Origin of the sequence: Halorubrum sp. Ea1 (assembly GCF_002252965.1) — an archaeon.
In the GTDB taxonomy this organism is placed as follows: Archaea; Halobacteriota; Halobacteria; order Halobacteriales; family Haloferacaceae; genus Halorubrum.
Window position 1 is genome coordinate 23,612 of sequence record NZ_NHPG01000034.1, and the last position, 6,935, is coordinate 30,546.

Consider the following 6,935-nt stretch of genomic DNA (forward strand, 5'->3'; position numbering starts at 1 on the left):
TCCGCTGCTGGAGGCCGCGCGACGGCCCCGCCTCCGCCCGGAATCGGCCCCGGCCCCGGCGAACCCCTCGCCGACGGAGAACTTTTTATCCGGGCGGATCGAGAGTCGAGGCGTGACGACGCTGGTCATCTGCATCGACCGATCCGGGGCGATCGGCCGGGCCACGAACGTCCCGATGCCGGTCGCCGGCTGGGAGGCGGTCCGGTCGCTCGTCACCGACGCCGGGCTCAGCGACCCGGAGGACGCCAGCGTCAACTGTCTGCTCGAGTCGCTTCGGGTCGCCCGCGACCTCCGGGACGAGCGCGAGGAGTCGGTCGTCGCGGTCGTGTCGGCGGAGAGCGACACCGCCGTCGGCGCCGACCGCTCGATCGCCGCCCAGCTCGACGACCTCGTGGACCGGTACGACCCCCGGGCCGCGGTCGTCGTCGTCGACTCGGCGGAGGACGAGCGGGTGCTCCCGATCGTGGAGTCGCGGATCCCCGTCGACTCCGTCGACCGCGTCGTCGTCCGCCAGGCCCGCGACATCGAGTCGACGTACTACCTGCTGAAGCAGTTCCTCGCCGACGAGCAGCTCCGGTCGACGATCCTCGTGCCGTTCGGGGTCGCCCTCCTGCTGTTGCCGGCGCTGTTCTACTGGTTCTCCCCCGCCGAGGCGGTCGCGGGCGTCGCGGGGCTGCTCGGCGCGGCGCTCCTCTACAAGGGGCTCGCGATCGACCGGTTCGTCGCCGGGATGCCGGAGCGCGTTCGGGAGGCGCTGTACGCCGGTCAGGTGTCGATCGTCACGTACGTCGTCGCCGCCGGGCTCGCCCTGGTGGGCGGGTTCTTCGGCGTGCTGTCGGCCTCGGAGCTCGGGGGCGCCCCGCGGCTCGTGGAGGCGATGGAGTTCACCTACGCCGCCGTCCCGTGGTTCGCGGTCGGGGGCGTGACCGCGGCCGTGGGGCGGCTCCTCGACGAGCTGATCCGCGACGAGGGGATCCGGACCCCCTACCTCAACCTCCCGTTCGTCATCGTCGCCGTCTCGCTCGTCGTCCGCGGGTTCGCGGGCTACTTCCTCGCGCAGGAGTCGGTGATCGACCCGTTCGAGCCGATCGGCGTGGGCGTGACGCCCGTCCAGCGGCTCGCGGCGTTCATCGTCGCGGGGATCGTCGTCTCGCTGATCGGCGTCAAGCTCGCGAGCGACGTCGGGACCGAGACGCTGGAGGACGTCATCGACGCGGACCGGGAGACGGACGGGAAGTGAGGGCCGGGGAGGCGAGGGCTCCGCACCCCGACCGCGCCTATTCCCGCGGTCTCCGCACCCCGACCGCGCCACTTTTCTCGGTCGCGGCCGCGTGAGGGCCCATGAACGTGTACGGACTGATCGGGAACCCGGTCGAGCACTCGCTGTCGCCGCCGCTCCACGAGGCCGGCTACGAGGCGCTCGGGATCGACGCGCGCTACGTCACCTTCGAGCCCGACGCCGAGGCCGCGGCCGCGGCGGTCTCCGGCGCGGCCGACCTCGGCGTGGCCGGCCTCAACGTCACGGTGCCGTTCAAGCGCGACGTCCTCGACGCGGTCGACGCCGCCCCCCTCGCCGAGCGCATCGGCGCGGTCAACACGGTCGACTTCGGGCCGCTGCGCGACGGCGACGCCGACCGCCCCCGCGGCTACAACACCGACGCGGCCGGCGTGAAACGGGCGTTCGCGCGCCACGACGTCGCGCTCGACGGTCGAGAGGCGGTCGTCGTCGGGGCCGGCGGCGCCGGCCGGGCGGCGGCGTTCGCGCTGGCCGACGCGGGCGCGAGCGTGACCGTGACGAACCGAACCGCGGAGCGCGCCGTCTCCCTCGCCGAGGCGGTCCCCGGGGCGACCGGCGGCGGCCTCGACGACCTCGGCGAGCGCGTCGCCGAAGCGGACGTGCTGGTCAACGCGACCAGCGTCGGGATGGAGGCCCCCGACGAGACGCCGGTCCCCGCGGCGCACCTCCACGGCGACCTGGCGGTGCTCGACGCGGTGTACGCGCCGATCGAAACGCGGCTCCTGCGGGAGGCGGCCGACGCGGGCGCGACGACGATCGACGGGGCGTGGATGCTGCTGTTCCAAGGGGTCGAGGCGTTCGAGATATGGACCGGACGGGAGGCGCCCGTCGACGCGATGAACGCGGCGCTGCGGGCGGAGTTGGAGTGAGCGCGGAGCGGGGCCGAGGCGGGCCCCGTCAGATCAGTCCGGGCGTCGCCAGCAGCCCGGCGGTACCGACGAGCGCCACGGAGAGCCCGGCGGCGCCGTAGAGGAACGGCTTCGCGTCGCGGGCCGGCTCGCGGAGCTTGCCGGCGTCGAGCCCGTCGGCGAGCTTCCCGCTCGCGACCTCGACGAGCCCGGTGATCAGGAACCAGAGCGCGATCATCGTCAACACGAGGTGGCCGCGGCCGGTCCCGGTGAGCGACTCGACCGTGTACAGCGTCCCGGCCATGTGACCGCCGGACGCGAGGAAGGCGAGGGCGGCGATCCGAGTGATCCACCGGAGGCGGCCGACGATCGCCCCGAGGGCGTCGCCGTCGACGTCGCCGCGGAGCGCCGGCGGCAGCACGGCGAGGGTGACGAACAGCACGCTGCCGGTCCAGAGGATCGCGAAGCCGACGTGGAGCGACCACATGACCGGGTTGACGATGTCCATATCCGCCGGAGGGACCGACGTAACTTATAAACAGGCGAGACGGAGTCGCCGGACGCCAGGGGCGGTAAGCGACGGGGAACGGCCGACGGCGAGGGTTTTTAAATATCCCACGTTCGTATGCTTCGTCGATGGCCCTACTGCAGAAAATCAAGGAGAAACTCGGGTTCGGGACCGGCCGCGCCGAACGCGACGAAACGGAGACGGAAGTGACCGTCGAGAGCGACCCCGAACAGGGATCGGAGTCGGAACCAGAACCGGCGAGCGACGCCGACGACGCGGTCCCGGACGAGGGAACGGACGCCGACGAGCCGGCCGCCACGGAGACCGAGGCGGCCGCATCGACCGATTCGCTGGTCGACGAGGAGGGCGCCGCCGAGGATCCGTCCCAGGCGGCCGAGCCGGCGGAAGCGGCGGGGGTCGCCGACGAGGCGGTCGAAGCCGACGACGAGGCGGTCGAAGCCGACGAGGCGGTCGAAGCCGACGACGAGGCGGTCGAGGTCGAGGAGACGGGCACCGACGTCGAGGAGCTCAAGGGGATCGGTCCCGCCTACGCCGAGCGGCTCGCCGAGATCGGTATCGACAGCGTCGAGCAGCTCGCGGCCGCCGACGTCGACGCGGTCGCGGAGGGCGCCAGCGTCGGCGAGAGCCGCGCCGCGACGTGGATCGACCGGGCGAAGGAGTTCTGAGACCGGCGACCGCAACTGTTTCGTCGTGCGCGCCGAACCGAGTGACATGGAGCGATCGGTACACACCGACCGGGACGGCTTCCGGGAGGTCGCCGCGGCGGCGCCCGCGGGGACCCGGGTCCCGGTCGAGCTCCGGGTCGCCGTCGGCGATCCCTTCGCGGCCTACCGCCGGGCCCGCGACGGCCCCGGCGGGTTCTGCTACGAGACCACCGGCGGCCAGTCAGGCTGGGGGTACTTCGGCGTCGACCCGGTCGAGCGGCTGACCGTCTCGGACGAGGCGGTCGTTGCGACGGGGGGCGGCGAGGACGTCGCCTCGGTCGGCAACGCATCCGACGGCCCGGACGCCGGCCGCCGGAGCCCGACCGGCGACTACCGCCGCCCGAGCCCGACGCTCGCGGCGCTTCAGGGCCTCCTCGACGGGGAGCGGCTCGCGCGGGGCGACTGCGAGGTCCCCTACCCGTGCGGCGCGTTCGGCTGGCTCTCCTACGACGTCGCCCGCGAGCTGGAGTCGTTTCCGGCGTCCGCGCCGGCGGGCCCCGGCGCGGTCGACGACCGCGGGCTCCCGCGGCTCCAGATCGGCGTCTTCGACCGCGTCGCGGCGTGGGAGTGCCCGGTGGCCCACGCTGAGGACGCCGAGGGCGCCGAGAGCGCTGAAAACGCCGAGGACGCGGACGAGGCGTCGTCCGTTACCCTCCGCGTGACCGCCTGTCCGCGCGTCCCGGCGGGAGTCGACGACCCGACGGCCGACCGCGACGCCCTCGACGCGCTGTTCGACGAAGGGGCGGCGCGGGCTGGCGGCCTGATCGACCGGATCGAGACGGGCGATCCCGAGGTCGGCCCCGCGCCCGATCCGGACGCGTCGACGGCGACCTTCGAGAGCGGCGTCGGCCGCGAGGGGTACGCCGAGGCGGTCCGCCGCGTGAAGGGGTACGTCCGCGACGGCGACACCTTCCAGGCGAACGTCTCGCAGCGCCTTCGCGCCCCCGCCGCCGTCCACCCGGTGGAGGCGTACGACGCGCTCCGGCAGGTGAATCCGGCCCCGTACTCCGGGCTGATCGAGTTCTCGCGGGAGGCGGAGACCGGACGAGACGGCGGCGACGCGGCGGGAACGCCCCCCTCCGGCGTCGACCTCGTGAGCGCGAGCCCGGAGCTCCTCTTGGAGCGTATCCCGACCGACGACGCCGACCGGGGCGCCCGGCTCGTGACGGAGCCCATCGCCGGGACGCGGCCGCGCGGGGAGACGGCGGAGGCGGACGCGGCCCTGGAGGCGGAGCTCACCGACGACGCGAAGGAGCGCGCGGAGCACGCGATGCTCGTCGACTTGGAGCGCAACGACCTCGGGAAGGTGTCGCGGTTCGGCACGGTCGACGTCGCGGAGTACCGCCGCGTGGACCGGTACAGCGAGGTGATGCACCTCGTCAGCCTCGTCGAGGGCGAGGCGCGCCCGGACGTGGGGCTCGCGGACGCGGTCGCGGCGTGTTTCCCCGGCGGGACGATCACGGGCGCGCCGAAGCCGCGGACGATGGAGATCATCGACGAGCTGGAGGCGACGCGCCGGGGGCCGTACACCGGCTCGATGCTCGCCGCCGGCTTCGACGGCCGCGCGACGCTGAACATCGTGATCCGGACCCTGGTCCGGCACGGCGCGGCGTACCACCTGCGCGTCGGGGCCGGGATCGTCCACGACTCCGAGCCCGACGCGGAGTACGAGGAGACGCTCGACAAGGCGCGGGCGCTCGTGACCGCCATCGACGAGGCGCTCGCCGCCGGCGAGATGGCGGTGGACGGGGACGGGAGCGCGAGCGACGCGGAGGAGCCGGAGGCGGGCGATGACTGACGCGTCGACCCCCGGAGCCGACGGCGGGGCTCCCGTACGCGCCGACACCGTGGACGCCACCGACGCCGCCGACGCCGAAGGCGGCTGGCGATCGGGCGTCGGGGATTCGGACGCCCGGGTGCTCGTCGTCGACAACTACGACTCGTTCGCGTACAACCTCGTCCAGTACGTCGGCGAGGTCGCCGGCGCGGTCGCGGTCCGGCGGAACGACGCGGTCGACCTCGACGGGATCCGCGCGCTCGACCCGGACGGCGTCGTCGTCTCGCCGGGGCCGGGCACCCCCGCCGAGGCGGGCGTTTCGACCGCCGTCTTCGACCTCGATCGGCCGGTGCTCGGGGTCTGCCTCGGTCACCAGGCGCTGTGCGCCAACCGCGGAAGCCGGGTGGGTCACGCACCGGAGGTCGTCCACGGGAAGCCGTCGACGATCACCCACGACGGCTCCGGGGTGTTCGCGGGGCTCCCCGACCGGCTCCGCGTCGGGCGATATCACTCGCTGTGCGTCGAGCGCGCCGACCTGCCGGACGAGGTCGTCGAGACGGCCCGCACCGAGGACGAGCGCGAGGTCGTGATGGGCGTGCGCCACCGCGAGAAACCGCACGTCGGCGTGCAGTTCCACCCGGAGAGCATCCTCACCCCGCGGGGAAAGGCGATGGTGGCGAACTTCGTGGAGGCGTGCGAGACGCACGAGCGGGGGACCGCCGATGAGTGAGGGAGAGTCGCTCCGATATCACGTCGACGGCGAGGTCGTGCCCGCGAGCGAGGCGACCGTCTCGGTCGAGGACCGCGGGTTCGCCTACGGCGACGCCGCCTTCGAGACGATGCGCGCCTACGGCGGCGAGGTGTTCCGGTGGGACGACCACGCGGCGCGGCTCGCCGACACCTGCGAGACGCTCGGGCTCGACCACGGCCTCGCGGACGGCGACCTGAAGGAGCGGATCGACGAGACGCTCGCGGCCAACGACCTCGCCGACGCGTACGTCAAGCTCTCGGTCACCCGCGGCGTCCAGCCCGGCACGCTCGACCCGAAACCGGAGGTCGACCCGACCGTCGTCGTGATCGCGAAGCCGCTCCCCCGAGGCGGGGTGGACTCGGAGCCGGTTCACGACGGTCCGGCCGCGGTCCAGACGACGAAAACGCGGAAGCCGTCCTCGCGAGCGCTCCCCGCCGACGCGAAGACGCACAACTACCTCAACGGGATCTTGGCCCGGCTCGAACTCCGGGTCACGGGCGCGGACGAGGCCCTCATGCTCGACGCCGACGGCAACGTCGCCGAGGGGGCGACCGCGAACCTCTTCTTCGCCGACGGCACCGCCCTCAAGACCCCCTCGCTCGACGGGCCGATCCTCCCCGGCGTCACCCGCCGGACAGTGATCGATATCGCCGAGGACGAGGGGATTCCGGTCGAAGAGGGGACGTACGCCCCCGATGCGGTCCGCGAGGCCGACGAGGTGTTCCTCACCAACTCGACGTGGGAGATACGGCCCGTCGAGACTGTCGACGGCCTCGCGGTCGACGGGGACGGCGACGGGGTCGAGGGCCCCCTCACCACCCTGATATCGCGGCTGTTCGACCGCCGCGTGGAGGAGCGGTACTACGACGGCGAGCGGCTGTGAGTCGAGCGACGGCCGATCTCGATGCTGGTTTATAAATGAGCGATGCGGGCGCGTGCCTCCGAGCGCCCCTGGGGCGCGAGGAGCACGCGCGAGGGAGTCGGCTCGGCGTTTGTAAACGCCGAGCCGACGAGGCTGGGGAGGCGTGA

Annotated in this window: 7 protein-coding genes; 6 read left to right on the forward strand and 1 reads right to left on the reverse strand. The window is 73.4% G+C overall.

All coding sequences use genetic code 11. The features are described 5' to 3' along the window. Window positions 1-112 precede the first annotated feature (112 nt). Window positions 113-1,240 carry a DUF373 family protein gene (locus DJ73_RS05090; protein ID WP_094524910.1) on the forward strand — a complete coding sequence of 376 codons (1,128 nt, stop codon included), beginning with the start codon at window positions 113-115 and terminating at the stop codon, window positions 1,238-1,240. A 101-nt stretch (window positions 1,241-1,341) separates the two neighbouring features. Further along, on the forward strand, window positions 1,342-2,166 hold the full coding sequence (locus DJ73_RS05095) for a shikimate dehydrogenase (RefSeq protein WP_094557437.1): 825 nt from the start codon (window positions 1,342-1,344) through the stop codon (window positions 2,164-2,166). Between the two features lie 28 nt (window positions 2,167-2,194). On the opposite strand, the gene DJ73_RS05100 is transcribed toward DJ73_RS05095, so the two are convergent. After that, complete coding sequence (locus DJ73_RS05100; protein WP_094524912.1) at window positions 2,195-2,653, reverse strand: transporter; 459 nt, start codon at window positions 2,651-2,653, stop codon at window positions 2,195-2,197. Window positions 2,654-2,781: 128 nt separating this feature from the next. On the opposite strand from DJ73_RS05100, the gene DJ73_RS05105 reads away from it, so the two are divergent. The 4 genes from DJ73_RS05105 to DJ73_RS05120 are packed head-to-tail and all read left to right on the forward strand — an operon-like array spanning window position 2,782 to window position 6,789. Continuing rightward, a complete protein-coding gene (locus tag DJ73_RS05105; protein ID WP_094557438.1) occupies window positions 2,782-3,339 on the forward strand; it encodes a helix-hairpin-helix domain-containing protein in 558 nt (185 codons plus the stop codon). A gap of 46 nt (window positions 3,340-3,385) precedes the next feature. Next, window positions 3,386-5,176: an anthranilate synthase component I family protein gene (locus DJ73_RS05110; protein WP_094557439.1), complete on the forward strand. Its 1,791-nt coding sequence runs from the start codon at window positions 3,386-3,388 to the stop codon at window positions 5,174-5,176. Next, entirely contained in the window at window positions 5,169-5,885 is a 717-nt protein-coding gene (locus DJ73_RS05115) for an aminodeoxychorismate/anthranilate synthase component II (protein ID WP_249269089.1), read from the forward strand. Before DJ73_RS05110 ends, DJ73_RS05115 begins: the two co-directional genes overlap by 8 nt. After that, window positions 5,878-6,789 carry an aminotransferase class IV gene (locus tag DJ73_RS05120; protein WP_094525926.1) on the forward strand — a complete coding sequence of 304 codons (912 nt, stop codon included), beginning with the start codon at window positions 5,878-5,880 and terminating at the stop codon, window positions 6,787-6,789. The genes DJ73_RS05115 and DJ73_RS05120 overlap by 8 nt, the downstream gene beginning before the upstream one ends. Window positions 6,790-6,935 lie beyond the last annotated feature (146 nt).

Bases quoted from the DNA above. Each gene is read 5' to 3' on its own strand.
- DJ73_RS05110 (WP_094557439.1), top strand. From the start codon at position 3,386: ATGGAGCGATCGGTACACACCGACCGGGACGGCTTCCGGGAGGTCGCC.
- DJ73_RS05105 (WP_094557438.1), top strand. From the start codon at position 2,782: ATGGCCCTACTGCAGAAAATCAAGGAGAAACTCGGGTTCGGGACCGGC.
- DJ73_RS05095 (WP_094557437.1), top strand. From the start codon at position 1,342: ATGAACGTGTACGGACTGATCGGGAACCCGGTCGAGCACTCGCTGTCG.
- DJ73_RS05100 (WP_094524912.1), bottom strand. From the start codon at position 2,653: ATGGACATCGTCAACCCGGTCATGTGGTCGCTCCACGTCGGCTTCGCG.
- DJ73_RS05115 (WP_249269089.1), top strand. From the start codon at position 5,169: ATGACTGACGCGTCGACCCCCGGAGCCGACGGCGGGGCTCCCGTACGC.
- DJ73_RS05120 (WP_094525926.1), top strand. From the start codon at position 5,878: ATGAGTGAGGGAGAGTCGCTCCGATATCACGTCGACGGCGAGGTCGTG.